Origin of the sequence: Microtetraspora sp. NBRC 13810 (assembly GCF_030268685.1) — a bacterium.
Classification (GTDB): Bacteria; Actinomycetota; Actinomycetes; order Streptosporangiales; family Streptosporangiaceae; genus BSRQ01.
In genome coordinates, this window is the sequence record NZ_BSRQ01000009.1 from 257,716 (window position 1) to 281,273 (window position 23,558).

General features: G+C 72.0%; 24 protein-coding genes. 14 read left to right on the plus strand and 10 right to left on the minus strand.

Going from position 1 to position 23,558, the window contains the following annotated elements:
• Positions 1–20: 20 nt before the first annotated feature.
• The 3 genes from QSK26_RS20255 to QSK26_RS20265 all read right to left on the minus strand — a co-directional run bounded on the left by QSK26_RS20255 (position 21) and on the right by QSK26_RS20265 (position 1,799).
• Positions 21–584 (minus strand): dihydrofolate reductase family protein, encoded by a 564-nt coding sequence (locus tag QSK26_RS20255; RefSeq protein WP_285776747.1) that lies wholly within the window; start codon positions 582–584, stop codon positions 21–23.
• A 301-nt stretch (positions 585–885) separates the two neighbouring features.
• Positions 886–1,245 (minus strand): STAS domain-containing protein, encoded by a 360-nt coding sequence (locus QSK26_RS20260; protein WP_285776748.1) that lies wholly within the window; start codon positions 1,243–1,245, stop codon positions 886–888.
• Positions 1,246–1,406: 161 nt separating this feature from the next.
• Positions 1,407–1,799 carry an ATP-binding protein gene (locus QSK26_RS20265; RefSeq protein ID WP_285776749.1) on the minus strand — a complete coding sequence of 131 codons (393 nt, stop codon included), beginning with the start codon at positions 1,797–1,799 and terminating at the stop codon, positions 1,407–1,409.
• A gap of 254 nt (positions 1,800–2,053) precedes the next feature.
• On the opposite strand from QSK26_RS20265, the gene QSK26_RS20270 reads away from it, so the two are divergent.
• The 5 genes from QSK26_RS20270 to QSK26_RS20290 all read left to right on the plus strand — a co-directional run bounded on the left by QSK26_RS20270 (position 2,054) and on the right by QSK26_RS20290 (position 5,839).
• Positions 2,054–2,899, plus strand: a complete 846-nt coding sequence (locus QSK26_RS20270; protein WP_285776750.1) for a helix-turn-helix domain-containing protein — start codon at positions 2,054–2,056, stop codon at positions 2,897–2,899.
• Positions 2,900–2,908: 9 nt separating this feature from the next.
• Positions 2,909–3,106 carry a DUF397 domain-containing protein gene (locus QSK26_RS20275; RefSeq protein ID WP_285776751.1) on the plus strand — a complete coding sequence of 66 codons (198 nt, stop codon included), beginning with the start codon at positions 2,909–2,911 and terminating at the stop codon, positions 3,104–3,106.
• 491 nt (positions 3,107–3,597) lie between these two features.
• Entirely contained in the window at positions 3,598–4,005 is a 408-nt protein-coding gene (locus QSK26_RS20280) for a TOBE domain-containing protein (RefSeq protein WP_285776752.1), read from the plus strand.
• Positions 4,006–4,076: 71 nt separating this feature from the next.
• On the plus strand, positions 4,077–4,811 hold the full coding sequence (gene modB / locus QSK26_RS20285) for a molybdate ABC transporter permease subunit (RefSeq protein ID WP_285776850.1): 735 nt from the start codon (positions 4,077–4,079) through the stop codon (positions 4,809–4,811).
• The gene (locus tag QSK26_RS20290; RefSeq protein WP_285776753.1) at positions 4,793–5,839 is read left to right on the plus strand and encodes an ABC transporter ATP-binding protein; all 1,047 of its coding nucleotides are present in this window, start codon (positions 4,793–4,795) and stop codon (positions 5,837–5,839) included. Before modB ends, QSK26_RS20290 begins: the two co-directional genes overlap by 19 nt.
• On the opposite strand, the gene QSK26_RS20295 is transcribed toward QSK26_RS20290, so the two are convergent.
• Positions 5,827–6,240, minus strand: a complete 414-nt coding sequence (locus QSK26_RS20295) for a hypothetical protein (protein ID WP_285776754.1) — start codon at positions 6,238–6,240, stop codon at positions 5,827–5,829. The two genes, QSK26_RS20290 and QSK26_RS20295, sit on opposite strands and share 13 nt — an antisense overlap.
• 213 nt (positions 6,241–6,453) lie before the next feature.
• Positions 6,454–7,362 (minus strand): cyclase family protein, encoded by a 909-nt coding sequence (locus tag QSK26_RS20300; protein WP_352244363.1) that lies wholly within the window; start codon positions 7,360–7,362, stop codon positions 6,454–6,456.
• Positions 7,363–7,537: 175 nt separating this feature from the next.
• Between QSK26_RS20300 and QSK26_RS20305 the strand changes: the two genes are divergently transcribed.
• Positions 7,538–9,106, plus strand: coding sequence for a hypothetical protein (locus tag QSK26_RS20305; protein WP_285776755.1), 1,569 nt, complete (start codon positions 7,538–7,540; stop codon positions 9,104–9,106).
• A 97-nt stretch (positions 9,107–9,203) separates the two neighbouring features.
• Positions 9,204–9,386, plus strand: coding sequence for a hypothetical protein (locus QSK26_RS20310; protein ID WP_285776756.1), 183 nt, complete (start codon positions 9,204–9,206; stop codon positions 9,384–9,386).
• 74 nt (positions 9,387–9,460) lie between these two features.
• Here QSK26_RS20310 and QSK26_RS20315 read toward each other — a convergent pair whose 3' ends face one another.
• Positions 9,461–10,927 carry an LLM class flavin-dependent oxidoreductase gene (locus QSK26_RS20315; RefSeq protein ID WP_285776757.1) on the minus strand — a complete coding sequence of 489 codons (1,467 nt, stop codon included), beginning with the start codon at positions 10,925–10,927 and terminating at the stop codon, positions 9,461–9,463.
• Complete coding sequence (locus QSK26_RS20320; RefSeq protein ID WP_285776758.1) at positions 10,920–11,270, minus strand: winged helix-turn-helix transcriptional regulator; 351 nt, start codon at positions 11,268–11,270, stop codon at positions 10,920–10,922. The genes QSK26_RS20315 and QSK26_RS20320 overlap by 8 nt, the downstream gene beginning before the upstream one ends.
• Positions 11,271–11,409: 139 nt before the next feature.
• Between QSK26_RS20320 and QSK26_RS20325 the strand changes: the two genes are divergently transcribed.
• From QSK26_RS20325 to QSK26_RS20340, 4 genes are all read left to right on the plus strand, one after another.
• Positions 11,410–13,461 (plus strand): hypothetical protein, encoded by a 2,052-nt coding sequence (locus QSK26_RS20325; RefSeq protein ID WP_285776759.1) that lies wholly within the window; start codon positions 11,410–11,412, stop codon positions 13,459–13,461.
• A gap of 591 nt (positions 13,462–14,052) precedes the next feature.
• Positions 14,053–14,583: a universal stress protein gene (locus QSK26_RS20330; protein ID WP_285776760.1), complete on the plus strand. Its 531-nt coding sequence runs from the start codon at positions 14,053–14,055 to the stop codon at positions 14,581–14,583.
• A gap of 257 nt (positions 14,584–14,840) precedes the next feature.
• On the plus strand, positions 14,841–16,298 hold the full coding sequence (locus QSK26_RS20335; RefSeq protein ID WP_285776761.1) for a helix-turn-helix domain-containing protein: 1,458 nt from the start codon (positions 14,841–14,843) through the stop codon (positions 16,296–16,298).
• 52 nt (positions 16,299–16,350) lie between these two features.
• Positions 16,351–16,854, plus strand: a complete 504-nt coding sequence (locus QSK26_RS20340) for a hypothetical protein (RefSeq protein WP_285776762.1) — start codon at positions 16,351–16,353, stop codon at positions 16,852–16,854.
• On the opposite strand, the gene QSK26_RS20345 is transcribed toward QSK26_RS20340, so the two are convergent.
• The gene (locus tag QSK26_RS20345) at positions 16,851–17,756 is read right to left on the minus strand and encodes an FAD binding domain-containing protein (protein ID WP_285776763.1); all 906 of its coding nucleotides are present in this window, start codon (positions 17,754–17,756) and stop codon (positions 16,851–16,853) included. The two genes, QSK26_RS20340 and QSK26_RS20345, sit on opposite strands and share 4 nt — an antisense overlap.
• On the minus strand, positions 17,753–20,269 hold the full coding sequence (locus tag QSK26_RS20350) for a molybdopterin-dependent oxidoreductase (RefSeq protein WP_285776764.1): 2,517 nt from the start codon (positions 20,267–20,269) through the stop codon (positions 17,753–17,755). The genes QSK26_RS20345 and QSK26_RS20350 overlap by 4 nt, the downstream gene beginning before the upstream one ends.
• A gap of 90 nt (positions 20,270–20,359) precedes the next feature.
• Between QSK26_RS20350 and QSK26_RS20355 the strand changes: the two genes are divergently transcribed.
• The 3 genes from QSK26_RS20355 (at position 20,360) to glnII (ending at position 22,967) form a co-directional block, all read left to right on the plus strand.
• Positions 20,360–20,905, plus strand: a complete 546-nt coding sequence (locus QSK26_RS20355) for a TetR/AcrR family transcriptional regulator (protein ID WP_285776765.1) — start codon at positions 20,360–20,362, stop codon at positions 20,903–20,905.
• 9 nt (positions 20,906–20,914) lie between these two features.
• Complete coding sequence (locus QSK26_RS20360) at positions 20,915–21,559, plus strand: carboxymuconolactone decarboxylase family protein (protein WP_285776766.1); 645 nt, start codon at positions 20,915–20,917, stop codon at positions 21,557–21,559.
• Between the two features lie 406 nt (positions 21,560–21,965).
• Positions 21,966–22,967, plus strand: a complete 1,002-nt coding sequence (gene glnII / locus QSK26_RS20365; protein ID WP_285776767.1) for a glutamine synthetase — start codon at positions 21,966–21,968, stop codon at positions 22,965–22,967.
• Between the two features lie 137 nt (positions 22,968–23,104).
• Here the strand turns inward: glnII and QSK26_RS20370 are convergent, their stop codons facing one another.
• The gene (locus QSK26_RS20370; RefSeq protein ID WP_285776768.1) at positions 23,105–23,365 is read right to left on the minus strand and encodes a hypothetical protein; all 261 of its coding nucleotides are present in this window, start codon (positions 23,363–23,365) and stop codon (positions 23,105–23,107) included.
• Positions 23,366–23,558: the final 193 nt, after the last annotated feature.

The following is a 23,558-nucleotide window of genomic DNA, read 5'->3' on the forward strand; positions in this document are numbered from 1 at the left end:
TTCACTCTTGGTATGCGGGACTACGTACGGGCGTAGGTCAGCGCGACCACGCCGGAGTCGAAGACGCGGCTCGCGGCCAGCGTCAGCGACGTCTTGTCTGGCGAGCCGGGGAACAGGCGGGCACCCGACCCCAGGATGACGGGAAAGACCATGAGCCGCACCTCGTCCACGAGGCCCCGCCGCATGAGTTCCTGGGCGAGTGAGCGGCTGCCGTGGACAAAGACATGGCCCTCGCCGTCCTCGTCTTTGAGCGCCTCGACCTCGCCGGCCACGTCGCCCTTGAGGAGGGAGGCGTTCCACGCCAGCGGCTCGTGCAGCGTGCTGGACACCACGTACTTGGGCAGCGCGTTCATCCGGTCGGCGAACTCGCCCTTCACCGAGGGCCACGCGGCGGCGAAGCCCTCGTAGGTGACCCGGCCGAGCAGCAGGGCCGAGGTCTCCGTCAGTTCCTCGTACTTGTGGGCGTCGTGCTCGGCGGCGAAACGCTCCAGCACCCAGCCGCTGTGCCGGAAACCCGCCTCACTGCCCGGAGACTGCATCACACCGTCGAGCGACACGAACTCGGACACGACCAGCTTCCTCACGACGACCTCCTCGTTGAGTACCGATGAGGAGCGGGCGCTTCCCACTCCCCGTCCCTGTTCCAGGCGGTGCCTGGACCACTGCCGCGACTGGGAGATTAGGCGGCAAGGACCGCCCAGGTCTTGTACAGAAGCGACACCGTCTCAGTTCCGGGTATGGACGCCGGCTGCGATACCCGAGCCGGGCGGATCACCTCCTGGATCATGACCGCCGCCTGCCGGCCCGGTCGATCCGACGGATGGCAGCACTGGACCACGCGCCACGGAGTGCGGTGCCGGCTACGCTCCAGGCCGGCCGGTGGGGTCAGTCGTCGTCGGCCGGGAGATGGGCGGCGACGGCGGTGGCGGCGTCCGGGTGGATGGGGAACATCTGGTCCAGGCCGACGATGCGCAGGATGCGGGCGGTGTTGGACGGCACGGCGGCCAGGGCGATGACGGCCTCGGCGGCGAAGGCGTGGTTGCGGGCCGCGATGAGGGCGGTGACGCCGCTGGAGTCACAGAACTCCAGGCCGGTCAGGTCGAGCACCAGTTGCCTGCCGGGTCGCAGCACGATCTTCTCCACGGCATCCCGGAACTGCGGCGCGGTGTGGAAGTCGAGGTCGCCGAGGACTTCCAGCACGGGCCCCGCGGGGGTGTCGTGGACGACGGTGGTCAGTTCCCTCATCTCGGGTCCTCGGTGGTCGTGTCAGTGGCGGGTGTACCGGCCGGACATCACCACGTAGTTCTCGCGTCGAATGTCTGCCATATGAGACATCCTCCCATCTGCGCACTCAGGGCGACGGAGGACCGGCGCATTACCCCAGTCCGATCACTCTCCGTGACGGATCATGGTGTGTCCAGGCAGGATGGTAAGTCCCATTGACACCAGACTGTCTTGCCCTCCGGCGTCGCGTCGACACCCCAGCAGTCGACGGAGGCGTTGACGATCGCCAGACCCCTGCGGTGCTCGTCCAGCGGGTCGGGGGGCTCCTCGGGCGGGGCCCAGACCTGGCCGCGGTCGGCGACCTCCCCGCGCAGCCGGCGGCCGAGAAGTCGCAGGCTGAACACGATGGGGGCGTCGGCGTGCACCATCGCGTTGGTGACGAGCTCGCTCACGACCAGTTCGACGACCTCGTAGATCGGGTCGGAATGCCAGACGACCGAGGCGAGATCCCACTCGCACAGGACGTCACGAGTCAACCGGCGGGCCGTGCCGATGGCCGCCAGGTCACTGGGCACTTCCCAGCACACCTGTCTGGGAGGAGCGCTCGCTTCGGGGTTCCTCATGGGCGGTCTCCGATTTACTGATCAAGTCCCGGTGCGATGTTCGCCGTGTCACACTGAGAGTCGCCGAAGCATCACCCCATGTAGTCGAAGGCGGGTAGGCTCATACTCGTATCAGGCGAACGAATTTGCAAGACCAACGCCAAAAGCAAGACGCAGATTCAAAAACCTGAAATGGCTTCATGTCTCCCCCGACAGGATGACCAGCTATGAGTTACAGCCCCACCATTCGGCGTCGGCGTCTCTCCCTGGCATTACGCCAGTTCCGGCAGAAGGCCGGCCTGCTCGCCGAGGAGGTCGCCCGGCGCCTGGAGTGGACTCCGAGCAAGGTGACCAGGATCGAGCGCAACGAGTGGAAGCTGCCCAGCGTCCGCGACGTGCGCGACCTCCTGGACGTCTACGGCGTCACCGATCAGGCGAAGCGAGATGCCATGATCACACTCGCCCGCGAGGCGCGGCAGCGTGGCTGGTGGGAGGAGTACAAGGACGTGCTGGGCGGTTCCCTACCGGAATGGGAGGCGGAAGCAGCAAAGATCCACACATTCGAAGCGCTACTGATCCCCGGATTACTGCAGACCGACCACTACGCCGCCGCGGTGTTCCGAGGCGGGCAGGTGGTCAGCGAAGACATGATCGACCGGCGCGTCGAGGCCCGGCTGACCCGCCAGCAGATCCTCGACCGGGAGAACCCGCCGAGCCTGTGGGCCGTCATCGACGAAGCCGCACTGGCCAAGCACGTCGGCGGAATCGACGTCATGCGCCGGCAGATCCACCACATCGTCGAGATGGCGGCCAGGCCGAACATCGCGGTCCAGGTCGTGCCCAACGATGTGGGAGCACACGCCGCCATGGCGAATTCCTTCACGATCCTGCAGTTCGCCGCGCCAGAGGATCCGACTCTGGTATACGTCGAGACGATCACGGGTGACGTTTATCTAGAAATGCCCGAACAGGTGGCGAACTACACGCTGGCCTATGATCATGTCCGCGCATCGGCGCTGTCCCCGGACGCGTCGGTCGCCTACCTCGGTGATCTGGCCGAACAACTGAAATAGGTGCGAAATATGGACCTGACTGAACTCAACTGGCGTAAGTCCCTCCGGAGCAGCGCCAGCGGCTCCAACTGCGTCGAGGTGGCGGATCTCCCCGGCGGCGGTCGTGCCGTACGGGACTCCAAGAACCCCGCCGGCCCGATGCTGCGCTTCACCCCCGGCGAGTGGGACGCGTTCATCGGCGGGGTCAAGGACGGCGAGTTCGACTAGCCGCGAACCGGTGAGGTTCGCCCAGGCCGCGCATCGCCCATGGGCGCCGGACAACGCCGCGCCACGTCTCGTCGTCGCGGCCACCCACATCCCCGCCCACGACCGGCTTCTGGACAGCCGGTCCCACCCGAACGGCCCACGCACCTCACCAGTGCAGCCCACAGCCGCCGGTGACCGCCGGCGGTTGACGCAAGACCTTCCCTGAGGGAGGGACGGGCCCCGGTGGCACTCCGGGGCCCACGTACACCAACGGCCCCGCCGTCGAGCATCCCCACCACCGCGACGCCTCGCGGTGACGCGACCCGCTCCGGCCCCGTAGCCGACCGCCACGTCCACGCCCGCCGTACGACGCGGGATGCTGTCAGGTGTCGCCCGGCATGGGGGCGCCGCCTCAGCGCTTCTCAGGTGCGACGGGAGAGCACGATCTCCGCAGGTTATTGCCATGAGACAGGGCGTGCGAGGGTGGAATCTACGAAGGTAGGGTGATCGGTGTGACGACGTTTCGGATCAGCGAGGCGGCCACGCTGCTCGGAGTGAGTCCCGACACCGTCCGCCGGTGGGTGGACGCGGGGCGGCTGACCGCGCGCAGAGACGAGCACGGGCACCGCATGGTGGCCGGCACGGACCTCGCGGCGTTCGCCCGGGCCCGGATCGAGACCGGGGACGGCTCGGTGTCCTCGGCGCGCAACCGGCTGAGCGGCATCGTGACCGATGTGCTCAAGGACTCGGTGATGGCCCAGGTGGAGATCGCGGCCGGGCCCTACCGCGTGGTGTCGCTGATGAGCAGGCAGGCGGCCGACGAGATGGGCCTCGAAGTGGGGAAGGTGGCGGTCGCCGTGATCAAGTCGACCAACGTCGTGGTGGAGGTCCCCGACCACCTGCGCACAGCGGCCCAGTGACGGCGGCCGGGCGCGAGGACCGGGTGGCCGGGCGGTTGCCCTGGGTGCTGGTGGTGCCCGCGCTGCTGGGCATGGTGTTCCTGGTGCTGCCGCTGGCCGGGCTGCTGCTGCGCGCTCCCTGGTCGACGCTGCCGCGCCGGCTGGCCGAGCCGCAGGTGCTGGAGGCGCTGCGGCTGTCCCTGGTGACCGCGACGGTGGCCACGCTGGTGTGCCTCGTGCTGGGCGTCCCGCTGGCCTGGCTGCTGGCCCGGGCGACCTTTCCCGGGCGGCGGCTGGTGCGGGCGCTGATCACCGTGCCGCTCGTGCTGCCCCCGGTGGTGGGCGGCGTGGCGCTGCTGCTCGTCCTGGGCCGGCGCGGGCTGGTCGGGCAGTGGCTCGACTCGACGTTCGGCGTCACGCTGCCGTTCACCACGGCCGGGGTGGTCGTCGCCGAGGCGTTCGTCGCGATGCCGTTCCTGGTGATCAGTGTGGAGGGCGCCCTGCGCGCGGCCGACCTGCGCTACGAGGAGGCCGCCGCCACCCTGGGCGCCTCCCGGTGGACCGTCTTCCGCCGGGTCACCCTGCCGCTCGTCGCCCCGGGGATCATCGCAGGAGCCGTGCTCTGCTGGGCCAGGGCGCTGGGCGAGTTCGGGGCGACGATCACCTTCGCCGGTAACTTCCCCGGTCGCACCCAGACCATGCCGCTGGCCGTCTACCTCGCCCTGGAGACCGAACCGGAGGCCGCCATCGTGCTCAGCCTGGTCCTGCTCGTCGTGTCCGTCGTCATCCTGGCCAGCCTCCGCGACAGATGGGTGAACAGCCCGTGAGCCTGCACGCGCACCTCGTCGTCGACCGGCCCGCGTTCCGCCTGGACGTCGACCTGCGGGTCGCCTCCGGCCAGGTGGTCGCGCTGCTCGGGCCGAACGGCGCGGGCAAGACCACCGCCCTGCGCGCCCTGGCCGGGCTCACCGCGCTGTCCGGCGGGCACATCACCCTCGACGACCGGCCGCTGCATCCGCTGACCGCCGAGCAACGGCCGATCGGCATGGTCTTCCAGGACTACCTGCTCTTCCCGCACCTGTCCGCGCTGGAGAACGTCGCCTTCGGGCCGCGCTGCCAGGGCGCCTCCAAGCAGGAGGCCCGCCGTACGGCGAGCGCGCTGCTGGAGCGGGTCGGCCTGGCCGCGTACGCGTCGGCCAAGCCGCGGCAGTTGTCCGGCGGCCAGGCCCAGCGGGTGGCGCTGGCCCGCGCGCTGGCCGTCGAGCCCCGCATGCTGCTGCTGGACGAGCCGCTGGCCGCGCTGGACGCGCACACCCGGCTGGAGATCCGCTCCCACCTGCGCCACCACCTGGCGGGCTTCGACGGCGCCACCGTCCTGGTCACCCACGACCCGCTGGACGCGATGGTGCTCGCCGACCACCTGGTCGTGGTCGAGGACGGCGCCGTCGTGCAGGAAGGCCCGCCGGCCGAGGTGGCCCGCCGCCCGCGCACCGACTACGTCGCCCGCCTGGTCGGCCTGAACCTCTACCGGGGCGTGGCCGACGGGCGGCAGGTGCGGGTCGGCGACGTGCCGTTCAGCGTGACCGAGCAGGTGGAGGGGCCGGCGTTCGTCGCGTTCTCACCGGCGGCGGTGGCGCTCTACCGCAGCCGCCCGGACGGCACCCCGCGCAACGTCTGGCAGGCCAGGATCGAGGGCATCGAACGGCACGGCGACAACGTCCGCGTGCACATCGATGGGCCGATCGTCGCCTCGGCGGACATCACCACCGCCGCGGTCGCCGACCTCGACCTCGCCCGGGGCCAGCGCGTCTGGGCGTCGGTGAAGGCCAACGAGACGCACGCCTACCCGGCCTGACCGGGCTCCCCGCCCAGCTCTCCCACCGCGGCGACCAGCTCACCGGTCCGCGGGCAGCACCAGCCGACCCGCCCGCCCTCGCTCCGCACGGCCAGCGGGTGCGTGTCGGGATGCGCCGGGCAGTGCGGCCACACGGCGGGCAGCCCGGCGTTCCACAGCGCCTCGACGGCCCACTCCTGCATCCCGTCCGCCACCTGGGCGAGCTGCTCCATCGGGTCCTGTCCGACCAGCACCGCCACGCCCCGCCCCGAGCCGTCCGGGGCCCAGGCCATCACCCCGGCCAGCTCCCGCGGGTAGTCCCACGCCTCGAAGCGCGGGCTCACCGGGCAGGTCGCCCGCAGGTCGCGCCCCACCGGCTCCAGCGCGGCCCGCAACTCCGGATGCAGCTCGTCCTCATGCACGGGGCCATCGTAGGCCGAGGTCCCGGAGGGTGGGCGTCCGCCGAGGGCGGGGCGTGGGGGAAGCGGGATACAGGGGAAGCGGGATTCCATGGACGCGCGGGTCAGGGGACCCGGCGTTCAGGGGAGGTGGGGTTCAGGGGAGGTGGGGTTCAGGGGAGGTGGGGTTCAGGGGAGGTGGGGTTCAGGGGAGGTGGGGTTCAGGGGAGGTGGGGTTCAGGGGAGGCGGGCGAAGGCGCGGACCGGGATGGTGCCGAAGGAGGCGACGCGGAGCGGGACGGCGGTGAAGCGGGCGCCGGTCGGCGGGAGCCGGTCGAGGCCGGTCAGGTGCTCGACGACGGGGATGCCCGCGGCGAGGAGCGCGGTGTGCGCGGGGCGCTCGGGGTCGTCGGTGTCGTCGATGCTGAGCGCGTCGATGCCGACCAGGGCCGCGCCGTGACCGGCCAGCCACTCGGCCCCCGCGCGGGTGAGGAAGTGCCGGTCCTCGGCGTACCCGGGGGTGCCGAACCGCGCGTCGTCCCCGGTGTGCAGGAGTACGGCGGCGCCGCGCACGTCGAGGGCGGCGAGCGCGCCGACGTCGATCCCGGGCTGCCCGGTGCCGATCACCCGGACCACCACCGCGGGCAGGTCGGCGGTGGCCTCCAGGGGGATCGCGCTGAGGTCGGCGCCGTCCGCGAAGCGGTGGTAGGGCGCGTCGAGGTAGGTGCCGGTGTTGCCGAGCAGGGTGAGCGTGTCCATCGCGAACTCGGTGCCCGGGGCGTAGCGCTCCCGCGAGTCCTCCCTGGTCAGGTAGGGGGTGATGGCGGGGGCGGGCAGCCCGGGATACGTGGTCATGCCGGCTCTGATCACGTGGTTGAGCTCGACGAACCGGCCCCGCGCCGGCGCGGCGGCGGTCCGGTCCGACGGGCCGCCCCGCGTCCCCTTGTGCGGCTCGGCGAAGATCTCGACGTTGGACAGCTCGACGGAGCCGGTCATCAGCAGCCCGAGCGACGCGACGAACAGCGCCGCGATCTCCTGCTCGCCGGTGTCGGCGCCGGGCAGGTCCACCCGGAAACCGCGCACGGTCAGGTCGCCGCCGTTCGCGAAGGTGACGGTGGCGTCGAAGGAAGCGCGATAGTCAGTCATGAGAGCTCGAAAAGCTACCAGAAGGGGCTTGCCAGAGGCGGTCCACGCCGACCTGGAGTGGGGGTGGTCGCCGCGGCAGGCGGGGTGCCGGGCGGTCTCCGGCGGGATTTGACCGGTGCGGGCCCGGTCGCGATGATCTGCCGGATCGACATCCGCATCGACCGCAGGGACCCCGATGCCTTCGCACTTATCCGTGTTCCCGGTCCGCCGGTCGTACGCACTGCTCTACTGGTGGCTCGCGGTCGCGCTGACGGCCTCGGAGGGCGTGTTCCTCCTCGCCGTCACGGTCGCCCCGCAGATCGCGACGCCCACTTATGTCGGCTGTGTCACCGTGATGTCGGCCCCCTTTCCCGACTGGCGGATGACGGCGTCCGCCTGGGTCGGGGACGCGGCGGGCTTCCTGTGGTACGCGCTTCCCGTAGGGCTCGCCCTGGGCGCCTGGCTGGTCGCCCGGCGGGGGGCGGGCCGTCCCCGGGTGCACCTGTGGGCCGCGTCCGCCGGTGTCACGCTCGTCGCCGCGCGGTACGCGCTGGATCGGGCGCAGGACTGGCTGTCGCTGTCCGGGGAGATGAGTTGCGGCGTCGATCCGGCGGCGCCGCACGGCGTCACGGTCGAGGCGATGGCCTGGGCCATGGCCCCGGCGGTATGCCTGCTGGCCGGCGCCTGGGCGGGCACGGCGCACGGCAGGCCGCCCTGGCGGCGCATAGGCGTGATCGCGGTCGCCGTCGCCGTGCCGGTCGCCGCGGTGACCGTCGTGCCGCCGCTGCTGCCGTACGAGCCGGCGGGGCAGGTGCTCGGCGCGGACGGGACGCAGCGGTACGCGCTCGTCCGGTCCGGCGGCGGGCTGGCGGTGCTGGATCTCGTCGAGGGCGGCGAGCCGGAGCCGGTCGAGGCGCCTGACCCGGAGTTCCACCAGTACACGGCGATCGTCAGGGACACCGTGCCCGGCCGCTACCTGGCCGCGGTGAGCACCTGGGGCGACGGCGCTTCGCGGCGCTCGCGGATCCACCGGGTGGACCTGGACGGCGACGGCGGCGCGATGGTCCGCGAGCGGGTGGGCGGAGACGTGGAGGGGGTCGTCAACGACCTGGCCGTCTCGCCGGGGGGCCGGGTCGCCTACTCCCGGCTGGTCGCCTCGCCGGTCGAGCCCGCCGAGGTGGGCCAGACGGTGGTCGGGCTGGTGGGCGGGCGCGAGTGGTCCGCGCCCGGCGGGCACGGGCAGGGCGTGTCCGGGGACGGCGACCTCGGCCTGCACTGGCGGGACGCGGACACGCTGGTGTTCCGCGCCAGGTCCGACGGCGACCCGTCGGCCCGCCTGGTGGCGCTCGACGTACGCGACCCGGGCGCGGACCTGCTCGCGGGCCGCACGCTCTACACGATGGACGTGTTCCGGGACGGGACGTCGCTCACCGTTCCCGGGCGGAGTCTGATGATCGTGTCGCAGGTCGGGGGAGTGCACCGGGAGCAGCCCCGGCTGCTGACACTCGAACCGCCGGAGCGGACGCCCGGCGCCGTCGCGTTCGAGGCGGAATGCGGCGAGCTGACCGCCTTCACCCTCGACCCGACCGGCCGGTACGCGCTCGTCGCGGTGGAGGCCGCCTACCAGGGCGTCCCGCCGGACACGGTCTGCGGCGACGTCTCGCCGTCCCGGCTGTTCCGGGTGGACCTGGGCGGGCCGCCCGAGCCGCGGGCCGAGCCCACCGCGTGGGAGGGCGAGTGGCCGGTGCGGGGTCTCGCCTGGTGAGGGCGTGAACACCCTCTGTCATGATTTCACTACGCCGGGTAATGTTGCAGCCAACCGCGCGGAAGTTCCCCGCAGTACAAAGGAGGAGAACACGCCAATGTCCCCCCGTGCCCGCTTCCTCGTTCTGGCCGTGCTGACCACGGCAGGGCTCTCGACCGCGTCCGCGGCCCACTCGGCGACCGACCCGCTCGTCGGCATCACCCACAGCGTCGACGTCGGCGGTGTCCTCGACGGCGGCGTCAACGCGTTGTTCAACAGTTCCCGCGGCCTCCTGATCTGACCGCCGTCCGGCGGACGACCCGGAGCAGAGGCGAGCGCCTGGTGCGCCGCGGGTCCGCTGCTCCGGGGATCCGGTCAGATCTCGACGTCGAGCCGGGAGAGCGGCTCGACGAGCTCCTCCTCTTCGTAGTCCAGATGTGAGAAGAGACGGTCGTGCAGGATCGCCACCTGCTCGCGCACACCGTCGAACTTCGCGGCGTCCTCGATGGTCGCGGCCAGCGCGGCGTCCAGCCGGGTGAGCACGTCGGCGATCACCTCGTGCTCCTCCGCCAGCCGGTCCACGACCGGGCCGAGCGACTCCTGCCGCTCCCGGATCCGGGGAAAGAGCTCCGCGTCCTCGATCGTGTGGTGGACGGTCAGCAGCCGGCAGTAGGACGCGCAGAAGGCGCCGAGCGACCAGTAGTTCTGCCGCATGGTCAACTGGTTGATCATGTCGCGGAGGGCGGCCACCTGGGTGCGGCCGGCGGCGACCTGGTCCACCGCGTCGACGATCTGCTTCATCTCCTGGCGCAGGTGGTTGTGCACCTGCACCAGGCGCTGGCCCTTGGCGCGCTGGGCGGGGGTGAGGGCCGCGAGGTCGCGTTTGGGGGCGTGCGGGCGGGTGGAGTCGTGCAGCTCGTGGCGGGCGGGCCGCGGTGACTCGGGGGCGGGCGTCCCCCGGTGTCCGGCCACCGCCCTCCGCACCTCGGGGGCGACCTCCTCGGCGAAGACGCGCAGGTCACGCTCGGCGTCCTGGCCGGGGGCCAGCACGAAGCCGCTCATGCCCTGTTCCAGGGCCAGCTCGGTGAGCTGCTCGGCCCACAGCGCGGGCGGGCCGTCGAGGTAGCCGCCGGCGCGGCGCTCGAAGCGCCCGTTGACGTTGTAGACGCGGCGGATCTGCGCCGGGTCACGGCCGGCGTCCGCCGCCGCGGCGTCGATGATCTCCGCCATCTTCGCGGCCTCGGCGGGCGGCGCGTAGGCCAGGCTGGGCAGCCAGCCGTCGCCGAGGCGGCCGGTCAGCTCCAGCATCCGCCGCTTGTAGGAGCCGATCCAGATGCCGATCGGGTGCGGCGGGAAGGGGCCGGGCCGGGCGCCGTCCAGGCGGTAGTGCCGGCCCTCGAACCGCACGGCGTCCCCCGGCCGCCACAGCGCGCGCAGGATCGTGATCGCCTCCTCCAGCGCCTCGACGGCCTCGGCGGGCGTACGCGTCGGGCCGCCCATCCCGGCCACACCCTCCCAGAACGCCCCGGCGCCCAGGCCCAGCTCGACCCGGCCGCCGCTGAGCGTGTCCAGCGAGGCGGCGCTGCGAGCGAGCACGGCGGGCTGGCGCAACGGCAGGTTGATCACGTCGGGCACCAGGCGGATGCGCTCGGTGCGCGCGGCGAGAGTGGTCAGCAGCGTCCAGGTGTCGAGGAAGGCCGGCTGGTAGGGGTGGTCCTGGATGCCGAGCAGGTCGAGGCCCAGCCGGTCGGCGTGTACGGCGAGCCGTACGAGTCGCTCGTGGTCGGCGGCGGCGGGCGTGAGGAACGCCCCGAACCACAGCTCGTGCCCGAAGTCAGTCATGCTTTTCCTTCCCCAGCCAGCGTTCCCCCCACGCGATCAGCGGTTCCACCGCGCGCGCGAGCTCCCTGCCGCGTTCCGACAACGTGTAGGTGATCTGGACCGGCGTCGTCGGGACGACCTCCCTGACGAGCACCGCGGCCTCTTCCAGCTCGCGCAGCCGCTGCGCGAGCATCCGCTCGGAGATCCCGGGCACCGCCGCCAGGAACTCGCTGTACCGGCGGACGCCGTGGTCGGCGGCGAAGATGATCGCGCCGTTCCACCGCCGCCCGGCCAGCTCGATCGCCGACTGGAAGATGACACAGGCATGCCCGAACTCATGTGGATCTTCATGAGAAGCAGCCATAAAGCCCCCGATAGTACGAAGCACCGCACGATTCGTAAGTAACTTACCTCATGTAAGTCGATGGTTGACCAAGGGGGGATTCGAGTGGATCATCACGTGCACGCCGGTCACGGTGTGGGCGAGTCCGAGGAGGGCGCACGTGCGACCGCTTACCGTGTTGACGAGTCTCACCCTGGCCGCCACCTCCTTCCTCGCCCCCACCCCACCCGCGACCGGCACGGGAACCCCGGCGCCGCCCCCGCCCGCGGCCAACCGCACGCCCCAGGAGGCAGCCACCCTCCGCGCGCCCGCGGGCTCGGCCTGCGATCCCGTCGGGGGCGCCGACTGCCTGTTGCCCTTCCCGAACGACTGGTTCACCCGGCCGGCCGCGACACCGACCGGCCTGCGGGTGAACCTCGCCGCCGGGGCCATGCCGCGGAACGCGGCGGGCACGCCGATCGACCCCGCCCGGTGGAACCTGCTCGACGGCTTCTCCCCCGGCTCGATGCTGCTCGCGAACGTCCCGGGGCTCGACCTGGCCGCGACCGGCGCCGCCCCGGTCACCGACATCGGCCGCTCCCTGCGCCGCGACGCCCCGATCGTGATCGTCGACACCCGGACCGGCGAGCGCTGGCCGTACTGGGCCGAGCTCGACGCCAACGCCACCGATCCGGCCAGGACGGCGCTGATCATCCGACCGGCGCGGAACTTCCGCGAGGGCCACCGTTACGCGGTCGCGCTGCGCGGCCTGAAGGACGCGGCGGGCGAGCCCGTTCCGCCGCCGGCCGCCTTCACCGAGCTGGCCACCGGGAAGCCGCGCCCGGACGACCCGCTCGCCGCCCGGCGGCAGGCGCTGAAGCGCACGCTGGGCGATCTCGCGCGGGCCGGGGTCGGCGCCGGGGGCCTCCACCTGGCCTGGGACTTCACGGTGGCGAGCGAGCGGAGCCTGAGCGGCGCGGTGCTGCGCATGCGGGACGAGTCGCTGAAGCGGCTGCGCGGCCGCTCGCCGGACTTCACCGTCACCGCGGTGACCGACTTCACCGCCGAGCAGGATCCGCACATCGCCCGCGAGGTCACCGGCGACGTGCTGGTGCCCAACTACCTGAACCGGCCGGGCGGCCCGCCCGGTTCGCGGTTCGACCTGGGGCCCGACGGGCTGCCCCGGCCGTCGGGCGACCAGGTGAGGGCGCGGTTCCGGTGCGAGATCCCGCGCTCGGCCTTCGAACGCCCGGCCCGGCCCGCGCTGTACGGCCACGGCCTGCTCGGCAGCACCGGAGAGGTGCGCGCGGCCAACGTGCGGGCGATGGCGGGCGAGCACGGCTTCCTGTTCTGCGCCGCCGAGTGGATCGGCATGGCGGCCGAGGACGTGCCGAACGTGGTGAGCGTCTTCGGCGACTTCGGCAGGTTCCCCACCGTCACCGACCGGCTCCAGCAGAGCCTGCTCGGCTTCGTGTTCCTCGGCCGGGCGATGATCACCAGGGACGGGCTGGCGAGCCATGAGGCGTTCCGCGACGGGCGCGGCCGGCCGCTGGTGGACCTCCGGGCCCCGCTCGCCTACGACGGCAACAGCCAGGGCGGGATCGCGGGCGGCGCACTGGTGGCGATCTCCCCCGACGTGCGCAACGCGGTGCTCGGCGTGCCCGGCATGAACTACAGCACACTGCTCAACCGCAGCACCGCCTTCGAGCCGTTCCAGCGGCTCATGGACCAGGGGTACCCGGACAAGCTGGACCAGCAGCTCTGCTTCGCGCTCATCCAGATGCTGTGGGACCACGCCGAGGCGAACGGCTACGCCCAGCACCTGACCGACGATCCGCTGCCCGGTTCGCCGCGGCACCGGGTGCTGCTGCACGTGGCCTTCGGCGACCACCAGGTGTCCCCGGTCACCGCCGCGGTGCAGGCGCGCACCATCGGCGCCCGCGTGCACCGGCCGGTGACCGCGCCCGGCCGCGACCCGGACGCCGTGCCGTACTGGGGGATCGAGTCGCTGCCCGACCGGCCCTACAGGGGGTCGGCGCTGGTGGTCTGGGACAGCGGGGCGGTGGCGCCGCCGGTGACCAACACGCCGCCGCTCGGCCCCGCCTACGGCCGCGACCCGCACCAAGACCCGCGCCACGACCCGGACGCCCGCCGGCAGAAGGCCCGCTTCCTGGAGCGCGGGGAGGTGCTCGACGTCTGCCACGGCCCGTGTACGGCGGAGCCGGTCCCCTGATGCGGAATACGACTGTTCCCGCCTACCGCGAAATGAGCGCACATGTGGTTATTCGGTTTCTGAGAAAACGCTCATGTGAAGATTCGGGAAAGAAAAAGGCTGTACGCACGGCGCGGATAATGCTTCAATCAAACACATCATCACAGAGAGTGATGGTCATGGTCGCGGAGGGTAACGGATGGGTCGCGAGCTCCTTGATCCGCCCCGCCGCGGCGGCCGCCCCCGGCCGCCGATCGCCCGCCGGCAGCCTTCCGCGCCCCCCTTGGAGCGATCCTCACCAGGAGCGGTCCGCCCGCCGCTCCCCGCTGTGCCCCGCAGGTGCCGCCTGCGGGGCACAGCGCTATCCCATTTCGGCATAGCAGTGGATTCAAAGGGCATTATAGAAGCGTGGCCACTTTGTCCAGATACCCCGCTCACCCCGACCGCTTCCACCGGGTGGCCTGCCCGTTCTCTGAGTGCGCCGCGCCGGTCGCCGGCCTGGTGCGGACTTTCCCTCCCGTGCATGATCCGATGACGACGCGCGGGACGGATGACCCTCCTCAGCGAGCCCGGGATGCGAGAGGGTAGAGGTCTCGCACGAGGGAGGGCGCCGTGAACCCGCTGCCTGAGAAGAAGCCGAGAGTCATCGTCGGAGTGCACGACTCGGCGGCTGCGCGGTGGGCGCTTGCCTGGGCCATCGGAGAGGCCCGGCTGCGCCGCCTGGCCCTCGTCATCGTGCACGCGGTCCCGCCGCCCAACTACGCCGGGCGGGCGCCGTGGGCCGCGCTGCCCGACACCTCCGACCTGGACAAGGACCGCGGAGCCGAGCTGATCAACCTGCTCCTCGACGAGGTCGCCGGCGGGCCGCCGCCGGACATCACGGTCCTGGCCTACGTGGTCATCGGCGAAGCCGGCCGCACGCTGATCGAGTTCACCGGCGAGGGTGACATCCTCGTCGTCGGGCGCGGTCGCCGTACGCTGATGAAACGGCTTCTCGCCGCCGATCCGGCCCGGCTGTGCCAGGGGCACGCGCCGGGGACCGTCGTCACGGTCGCCCCGCCCACCTCCGCCGACCTCTCCAGCACGGCCGAGGAACAGCGCGCCGCGCCGCGCCGTCTCTGGTCCCGGCTGCGCCCCCCGTGATCACGCCTTTCCGGGCCATGAACGGGTAAGGTTCCGGCCAAGAATCGCAAAGACTCCCCTGCCTGCCCGCATCCCCGCCAGTACACATGAGGCAGCCACATTTCCCGGCCTCGACGACCGCGGTAAATGACTTTTCGAGCCAGCCGTCCGGGCCTGCCTGGCGCAGGGCGCGCTCTTCCGGACGAAAGGCGTTCCTTCCCGGAAAGCACGATGGCGTGGGTTGGCGTGGGCTCGCACTCGCGCGGGGGATTTTCATCATGGCCAGACCAGAGACACTTCTCGATCCGACAACCGGGCCGATCGCCGAATTCGCCTTCCAGCTCCGGATGCTGCGCCGGCAGGCCGGTAACGTGCCCTACCGGGCGATGTCCGCCCGCGCCGGCTACTCGCTCGCGGTGCTGTCCCAGGCCGCGTCCGGCCGGCGACTGCCGACGCTGCCGGTCACGCTCGCCTACGTCCGCGCCTGCGCGGGGGACGAGGCCGAGTGGCGCGAGCGCTGGGAGCGCGCCCGGCACGCCGCCACCGCCGCGCACCCCGGCCCGGCGAGCCCGGCGCCCGCGGAGCGTCCCCGCCCCGAGGACCCCGCCGGGACGCGTCCCGGCAGGCGCTCGGACAGCACCGCCGGGGTGGGTCCCGGCCTGCCCTCCGACCTCGCCGGGACGCGTCACGGCCTGCCCGATCCGGCGGACGCGGCGACGTTCGAGGAGTTCGTCCAGTCGCTGCGCGCGTTGCGGGTCTGGGCGGGGAGCCCGTCGCTGGCCGCGCTCGCCCGGCGGTGCGGCGGGCGGCTGGGCACCAGCACGCTGCACGACATGCTCGGCGGGCGGCGTGCCCGGCCGAGGCTGGAGACGGTCCGCGCCTTCGTCGCGGCCTGCCACGTCCCGGAGCGGGAGCGCCCGGCCTGGGACGCCGCCTGGCACCGCCTCGTCCGGCCCCGCCCCACCGGCGGCCCGCACCCGTCCGCCGCCCACCAGCCGATCGGCGGCCCGATCCACCCGGTCGCGCCGGAGCAGGCAGGCGCACCGCGATCGGCATGGGGACCGCGGTCGGCAGGCGGACCGCGATCGGCGTGGGGACCGCGATCGGCGTGGGAGCCGCGATCGGCATGGGGGCCGGAGCGGGGCGGGGGGCCGGAGCGGGCGGGCGGGGTCGTCCGGGAGCCAGCCGGGGTCTCCGCGCGGGCGGGCCTGGTGCGGGGAGCGGCGAAGGGGTGGTCGCGGCGGGCGTGCGGGATGCTGCGGCGCAATCCCTTCGCCGCCGCGAACCTCGTCTTCCTGCTGGCGGTGACCGGAGTCCTGATCGCGGTGTCCAACCTGGAGATTCCGGGCCGTGCGGCGGCGGGCACCTCCAGGGCCGCCACGCCCGCCGCGCCCGAACCCATGGAGAAGACCGGGACCGAAACCGGCACCGGGGGCGAGTTGCGGCTGGCGATCGCGCCCGCCTTCGCGGACTCGCCACGGCAACCGGTGATCAGGTGCTTCCGGGTGATCGCCGACTCGCTCACCGTACGTGACTGGCAGGGCCGCCGGATCGGCGCCCTGACGCATCGGGACGTGGTGATCAGCGCCGGCCCTTCGTACTTCCGGAGCCGGCCTGCGCCGCCGTGGGCGGTGATCGGATCAGGTGGGCGAGCGGGATGGGTCAGCCCCTATTACCTCAAACCCACACATTGCACATCACGACTCGCGACTGCACTCGGCCGCGAAACGCGTTAACCGCACCTGACACCAGAATGGCGACGTAACATTTTGTCATGAGGGCGTTGCCATGAGCACGGACGACAACCACCCGGAAACCTCAGACCAAACCACCCGCCTCAAGACCATGGCAAAACGTCTTAAGGCCTGGCAAACGCTGCTGGCCGCCGTGATAGGCGGACTCGCCACACTCGTCGCCGCGATCGTCGCCCTCCACGACGGGAAGGGGTCGGAGCAGGTCATCCCTGTCGTGCTGGCCTCTCCGACCCCTTCGGTCCTGGTGACGGTCATCCCCGATCCCGGCACCGTCACGCTGTTCGGCGCACCCAGGGCCTATTTGGGCCCCGACTGCGAGGAGTGCGTGACGGGGATTCTGTTCGCCGGAAGATATCCCGTCCAGTGCAAATATCAAGGACGCCTCCACAAAGGGCCGGAAGGCCACAATCACTGGTGGCTCCTGATCGAAAGGGAAGACCTCTCCGACATCTGGGTATCGGCCTATCACCTCAAATACCACGGAGACAATGAGGCAAAATACGATGATGGATCAGAAATCCCGCTTTGTACCTTTTAGTCGTCGAGGCAGCGTTCAAGGACCTCCAGCACCGTCCCGGTGAGCAGGGCCACCTTGTAAGCCGCGTCCGGCGACGGAGAGCAACGATCGGCGGCCAGCGCGGCGGCCCGGTCGAGCGGTTCACCGGCCAGGAGCGCGGCCTCCACCTCGGGCAGCCGGAGCGGAGTCCGCGCGACGCCGCCCACCGCCACGGCCGCCAGCGTGATCCGGTCCCCCTCCACGACCACCCGCGCGGTCGCCTCCACCAGCGGCCACTCGGCCTCCGCCCGGCCGATCGCCCGGTGGTATGCGGCCCGCTCCCCCGGCACGGGCACGGGCAGCCCGACCCCGACCAGGATCTCCCCCGGCGCCAGCAGGTGGTCCGCGCCCGGATCGTCCCCGTAGAGGTCGCGCACCGGCACCGCTCCCCTGCCCCGCACCTCGGCGGTGGCGTCATAGCCGATCAGCGCCATGGCCAGCGACGACGGGTGCGGGGCGAGGCACGGGCCGGACTCGATCACGGTGGGGTTGAGCATCGTCCCGGCGCGGGCCGGGCAGGAGTCGCCGCCGTCCTGGTGGCAACTGAAGGCCGGGTTGCGGAAGTAGGCGCAGCGGTTGCGCTGCAGGAGGTTGCCACCGACCGTGCCCGCCGCCCGGACCTGCGGCGTGGCGAGCCCGGCCGCCGTGCCGGCCAGCGCCGGGTAGGCCGCCCGGATCAGGGCGTCCTCCGCGATCTCCGCGACGGTGGTCAGCGCGCCGATCCGCGCCGAGCCGTCGGCCGACCATTCGATCCCGGTCAGCTCCGGCGTGCCGGACAGGTCCGCGTACTCCCGGGAGGGCACGGTGCGCGACATGAGATCGGTGCCGCCGGCGCGGAACTCGCGGCCCAGGGCGGCGAGGTCGTCCAGGGAGGGCGTCGTCATCGGTGGATCCCTTCGAGCACACGGTCAGGGCGGATGGGCAGGTCGTGCGGGCGCCAGCCGGTGGCGTTGTACACGGCGTTGCCCACCGACGCCGCCACCCCGATGGTGGAGATCTCCCCGATGCCGACGCCCTGCCCGTTGACGTGCTCCCAGCCTTCCTGGTGGAAGTGGAGCACCATCTCCGGGGTGTCGCCGATGCCGGGGATGCGGTAGTCCTCCAGGTTGGCGGTCAGCACGACGCCGGTCACCGGGTCGATCCGCCGTTCCTCGTAGAGCGCGTAGCCGATGCCCTGCACGATGCCACCCTCGCACTGACTGCGCGCCGGCCCGTCGGCGTAGATGCGGCCGGCCGAGATCCCGCCCCAGACCCGCAGCGGCCGGACGGTGCCGAAGCGGGTGTCCACCTCGACCTCGGTGACGTGCACCGAGCCGCTGAACCCGCGCCCGACGGCCATCCCCGCGACCGCGAACGGCGTCACGTAGCCGCGCCGGTCGCGGTGCCGCCTGCCGACCACCTTCCGGCCGTCGGCCAACCCCTCCCGGCGCAGCCGGCGGGCGGCGTCCCTGGTGGCGGGGCCGACGGAGGCGGTGGTCCGGCTGCCGATCGACGGCGGTCCCGGCACGGTGCCCGTCCTGCCGATCTCCACCCTGATCCGCTCGGCGGGCAGGTCCAGTTCCTCGCGCAGGATCCCGGCGATGACCGTGCGGACGCCGGTGCCGATGTCCTGGGTGGTGGTGCGGGCCACGACCACGTCCCCCTGGACCTCCAGTTCCACCTCGGTGCCGGGCACCAGGAAGTAGAACCAGTTGGCGGCGGCCACGCCGACGCCGCGCCGGAACCTGCCGGTCTGCGAGCCGGTCGCCGGCCGGTCCCGCCACACCGGCAGCCCGGCCGCCCAGTCGTAGAGCGCGTGCCGCTTGCGGTTGCCGTCCCAGCGGCGGCGCAGCGCGATCGGGTCCTCACCGCGCCGGTGCGCTGCCTCGTCCACGGCCTGTTCCAGCGCCCAGTGCAGGGGCGCGCCGCCGGGGCCGCGGAACGCCGTGCCGGGCGGTTCGTTCGTGACCACGTCGAAGTCGCGCAGCCGGCGCGGCGCCGTGCCGTACATGAGCCTGGCCAGCAGGGCGACGGCGGAGCCGATGGCGACGCCGCCCCGGCCGCGGGTGTCGAGGTCGAGCGCGGCGAGGTCGCCGGCCTCGTCCACGAGCAGGGCGACCCTGGTGCTGGTGCCCGGCCGGCTGCCCGCGTCGGTGAGCTCCTCGCCTCTGCTCAGCGCCACCCGTACCGGCGCGGCGTGCAGCCGGGCCAGTTCGGTGGCGGCGATCGCCTCCACGGTGAGCCCGGCCTTGGCGCCGAAGCCGCCGCCGACGTGGTCCGCGATGATGTGCACCCGGCCGAGGTCGAGGTTCCACCGCTTGGCGGCGGCCTCGGCGGCCATGCCGACCGTCTGGGTGGACAGGTGCAGGCGCAGGTCGCCGCGCTCGTCCCAGTGGGCCACGCACGCGTGCGGCTCCAGCGGCGTGTGCACCTGGACCGCCGTCGTGTAGGTGCCGGTGACCAGGCCGGGGTCACCGGCGCGGTGCGCCGCCTCCAGCCGGGCCTTCGCCGTACGGCCGCGCCGGGCGCCGAAGGCGGAGGTGCGGCGCACGTTGCCGTCCCAGCCGCCAGGCAGGGCGAACCCCTCGGCGGAGCTGGCCGCCTGCTTCCTGCTGCGCTCGTCGTACACCGGCGGGGCGCCGGGACGGTCGTCCAGGGCGGCGGGCCGTTCGGTGTAGTCCACCTGGACGGCGGCGGCGAGCGCCAGCGCCTCCCGCCGGGTGGCGGCCGCGACGGCGGCGACCGGCTGGCCGGCGTAGCGCACCGTCCGGTCCGCGGGCAGCAGGTCCACCAGTCGCGTCCCCTCGGGCGCCCGCACGTCGCCGACCAGCGCGTGGGCGGCGGCGGATCGGATGATCACGCCTTCGAGCTGCCCGGGAAGGCGGATGTCGGTGCTGTAGCGGGCCAGGCCGGAGATCTTCTCCATCGCCTCGACCCGGCCGCCGGCCGCGTGGCCGTCGTCGTGCTCGCCCCGGCAGGCGGCACCGATCGCCGCGTAGATGCCCTGGTACGCGCCGCATCGGCAGAGGTGTCCCGCCATGGCGGCCGCGATGGTCTCCCGGGGCGGGGTCACGTCGCCGTGCTCGGCCCGCCAGCGGTCCACGAACGCCGCCGCCTCCACGACGAAGCCCGGCGTGCAGTAACCGCACTGGAGCCCGTCGTGCGCGGCGAAGGCCCGCTGCACTGGGTGGTCCAGCCCTTCGGCGGTGGTGACCTCCCGCTCCTCCAGCGCCTCGGGCGGCAGCAGGCAGCTCACCTTCGGCGTGCCGTCCACCATGATCGTGCATGCCCCGCAGACCCCGGTACGGCAGGCCGGCTTGGCGCCGGTCAGTCCCAGCTCCTCGCGTAGGACGTCCACCGCCGCATCGTGTTCCTGGGTGTCCACCACTGTGGGGACACTGTTCACCGTGATCTTCATGTCTCTCCCGTTGACGGCGTCAACATCGTGTTGACAGTGTCAACTAGGTACGTTGACGTTGTCAACACGCAATGCGGAAAGGTAGGGCAGGTGGCCGACGACACCAGAACCAGGCTGATCGAGAGCGCGCTGGCGCTGCTGCGCGCCGGCGGCCTCGAAGCCGTGACGCTCCGCGCCGTCGGCGACGCGAGCGGCCTGTCCCGCTCCGCCGCCTACCGCCACTTCACCGACAAGACCGCGCTGCTCGCCGCGCTCGCCGGCCGGGTGGTCCTCGACCTGAGCGAGCAGGTCTCCGCCGCGGTCGGCTCGACCGACGACCTCCCCGGGCGGCTGCGCGCGTTCTACCAGGGCTACGTGGACTACGCGATGCGGCACCCGCAGGAGTACCGGCTGGTCTTCGCCTCGGAGTTCCTCGCCGGCAGCCATCCCGAGCTGGAGGTGGCCGTGGACGAGGTGATGGACCAGCTCGGCCTGCGGGTGGCGGGCCGGCCCGGCGCGGCCAAGGCCGACCTGCTCGCCCTGCTGTGCACCGCCCACGGCCTGGCCGAACTGGCCACCGCCGGCCACCTCACGCACAAGGGGCTCGACGCCGCCGACGTCATCGACGCCATCGTGCGAAACCACCAGGGAAGGTAGGGGACGCCGATGAGCGAGGACCACGGCCGGCTGCCCTGGTACGACCCGGCGGAGCTCGACCCCGCGCGCAGGGCGGTCTACGACGAGATCACCGGCGGCGCCCGGGCCGGCGGACCGCGCGCGTTCAGCCTGACGGATCCGGCGGGCCGGCTGGAGGGTCCGTTCAACGCGATGCTCACCGCCCCGGAGGTGGGCCACGCCCTGCAACGCCTCGGCGCGGCCATCCGCTACGAGACCGCACTGCCCGCCAGGTGGCGTGAGATCGCCGTCCTCACGGTGGCCGCCGTCCGGCGCAGCGACTTCGAGTGGCACGCGCACGAGCGGGTGGGCAGGCAGGCCGGGCTCACCGAGGAGGAACTCGCCGCCCTGCGCGCCGGCGGCGGGTGCGAGTCCTTCGATCCGGCCGAGCGGATCGTGCGCGAGGCCGCCCACGCCCTGCTGACCGGGCGCACGCTGGACGACGACCTCTTCGCCCGTGCCCGCGACGCCCTCGGCCTGCCCCGCCTCTACGAACTCGTCGTCCTGGTCGGCTACTACGAGACGCTGGCCCTGTCCCTGGCCGCCTTCCGCACCCCGCTGCCCGAGGGCGCCGACCCGATCTTCGAACAGCCCCAACGCGGAACGCCCCCGTTCCTCCACCGCGGCTTGGAGTAAGGGGGGCGTGATCCGTTCACGTGCTATGGAAACCCGCGGCCCTGCCGATGATGCAGAGGGGAAGTCCGGCCGACCGCGGGAGAGGGCCCCTACGATAACGGGATCTTCACCGGCCGGACCGGGACATAGCTCACCCGTCGATAACGATCAGCCAACGGCAGGGTCACGACAGGTTTGACCTCCCCTGCCCCATGGGTACGGCCGACGCCTCCTTGACCGTGACACAGCGTCAGCGCCTGTACCTGAGCGCACCATGTTCACCATCGGGACGACCCGGGCCGAAGTGGTTAAAGCATGTCCCAAAATGCGGACACATGACCATGATTCACACTGCGGTTACATTCGGGCAACAGCCTCGAAATCGGTCGTTGGGAGTGTCGGCGCGGCGACCAATGAAGGGACAGACGTGAGCTACAAGGCTGAGTACATCTGGATCGACGGCACCGAGCCCACGGCCCGCCTGCGTTCGAAGACCAAGATCCTCGCGGACGGCGCCGAACTGCCGATCTGGGGCTTCGACGGTTCCAGCACGAACCAGGCCGCGGGCCACGCGTCTGACTGTGTGCTCAAGCCGGTCTTCACCTGTCCCGACCCGATCCGCGGCGGCGACAACGTGCTGGTCCTGTGTGAGGTGCTCCTCACCGACATGACCCCGCACCCCACCAACACCCGGGCCCTGCTCACGCCGATCGCCGAGCGCTTCGCCGACCAGGAGCCGATCTTCGGCATCGAGCAGGAGTACACCTTCTTCAAGGACGGGCGCCCGTTCGGCTTCCCGGCCGGCGGCTTCCCCGCCCCGCAGGGCTTCTACTACTGCGGCGTCGGCGCCGACGAGGTCTTCGGGCGCGAGATCGTCGAGGCCCACCTCGACACGTGCCTCAAGGCCGGTCTGGCGATCTCCGGCATCAACGCCGAGGTCATGCCCGGCCAGTGGGAGTTCCAGGTCGGCCCGGTGGGCCCGGAGGCCGTCTCCGACCAGCTCTGGGTGGCCCGCTGGCTGCTCTACCGCGTCGCCGAGGACTTCGGCGTCTCCGCCACCCTCGACCCCAAGCCGGTCAAGGGCGACTGGAACGGCGCCGGCGCGCACACCAACTTCTCCACCAAGGCCATGCGCGAGGGCTACGACGCGATCATCGCCGCCTGCGAGGCCCTCAGCACCAAGGCCGCCGAGCACGTCAAGGGCTACGGCGCCGACATCGAGCACCGCCTGACCGGCCTGCACGAGACCGCCCCGTGGAGCGAGTACAGCTACGGCGTGTCCGACCGCGGCGCGTCGGTGCGCATCCCGTGGCAGGTCGAGGCGGACAAGAAGGGCTACATCGAGGACCGCCGGCCCAACGCCAACTGCGACCCGTACGTCGTCACCCGCCTGATCGTCGACACCTGCTGCTCCGCCCTGGCCGAGTAACACCGATCCCGCGTATGGGGGAAGGCCGCCACTACGGACTTGCAAACGGCGGCCTTCTTCCATGCGCGCTTCTTTTACCCGCGCCTCTGCCGGGCGCGTCCGCGGGACTCACAGCCGGCCAGGTCGAACCTGGCCGGCTACCAGGCGTCCAGCGGGGCCTCCTGGGAGGTCATGAGGTCGAACAGCACGGTGTTGTCGCGCATCCGCACCACCTGGACCTGCCTGGCCAGCCCCGCGTCCCTGATCCGGCGCGCGGCCTCATAGGCGAACTCCGCGTAATGGTAGAAATCGCTGGTCGCGTAGTCAGGAGGCGGAAAGGTGCACCGCACCTCGTAACGGTCGCCGGGCCAGACGGCGTCGACGGGCTCCGGACCATTCCAGCGCGGCTTCCTCGCCATGTGCGCCTCTCCTGTCATTCACGATCTCCAAGGACCAGTCACGGACGGCCGGGCGCGGCCGTGGCGACGGCTGGCAAGGTCCGATGACCGATCGTAATCGATGAGCAAGCAATGGTTCCGGCTTTGCCACAGAGTAAGCGGATCGATCCTTCCGCCGGTCAGGAGGGGTCTTCGAATAACCCAAAAGATACGG

Excerpts from the sequence above, each read along its gene's own strand:
- modB (WP_285776850.1), top strand. The coding sequence starts at position 4,077 with ATGGTGTTCCTGGTGCTGCCGCTGGCCGGGCTGCTGCTGCGCGCTCCC.
- QSK26_RS20290 (WP_285776753.1), top strand. The coding sequence starts at position 4,793 with ATGGGTGAACAGCCCGTGAGCCTGCACGCGCACCTCGTCGTCGACCGG.
- QSK26_RS20335 (WP_285776761.1), top strand. The coding sequence starts at position 14,841 with ATGGCCAGACCAGAGACACTTCTCGATCCGACAACCGGGCCGATCGCC.
- QSK26_RS20305 (WP_285776755.1), top strand. The coding sequence starts at position 7,538 with ATGCCTTCGCACTTATCCGTGTTCCCGGTCCGCCGGTCGTACGCACTG.
- QSK26_RS20350 (WP_285776764.1), bottom strand. The coding sequence starts at position 20,269 with ATGAAGATCACGGTGAACAGTGTCCCCACAGTGGTGGACACCCAGGAA.
- QSK26_RS20275 (WP_285776751.1), top strand. The coding sequence starts at position 2,909 with ATGGACCTGACTGAACTCAACTGGCGTAAGTCCCTCCGGAGCAGCGCC.
- QSK26_RS20315 (WP_285776757.1), bottom strand. The coding sequence starts at position 10,927 with ATGACTGACTTCGGGCACGAGCTGTGGTTCGGGGCGTTCCTCACGCCC.
- QSK26_RS20270 (WP_285776750.1), top strand. The coding sequence starts at position 2,054 with ATGAGTTACAGCCCCACCATTCGGCGTCGGCGTCTCTCCCTGGCATTA.
- QSK26_RS20310 (WP_285776756.1), top strand. The coding sequence starts at position 9,204 with ATGTCCCCCCGTGCCCGCTTCCTCGTTCTGGCCGTGCTGACCACGGCA.
- QSK26_RS20320 (WP_285776758.1), bottom strand. The coding sequence starts at position 11,270 with ATGGCTGCTTCTCATGAAGATCCACATGAGTTCGGGCATGCCTGTGTC.
- QSK26_RS20345 (WP_285776763.1), bottom strand. The coding sequence starts at position 17,756 with ATGACGACGCCCTCCCTGGACGACCTCGCCGCCCTGGGCCGCGAGTTC.
- QSK26_RS20360 (WP_285776766.1), top strand. The coding sequence starts at position 20,915 with ATGAGCGAGGACCACGGCCGGCTGCCCTGGTACGACCCGGCGGAGCTC.
- QSK26_RS20340 (WP_285776762.1), top strand. The coding sequence starts at position 16,351 with ATGAGCACGGACGACAACCACCCGGAAACCTCAGACCAAACCACCCGC.
- QSK26_RS20260 (WP_285776748.1), bottom strand. The coding sequence starts at position 1,245 with ATGAGGGAACTGACCACCGTCGTCCACGACACCCCCGCGGGGCCCGTG.
- QSK26_RS20300 (WP_352244363.1), bottom strand. The coding sequence starts at position 7,362 with ATGACTGACTATCGCGCTTCCTTCGACGCCACCGTCACCTTCGCGAAC.
- QSK26_RS20370 (WP_285776768.1), bottom strand. The coding sequence starts at position 23,365 with ATGGCGAGGAAGCCGCGCTGGAATGGTCCGGAGCCCGTCGACGCCGTC.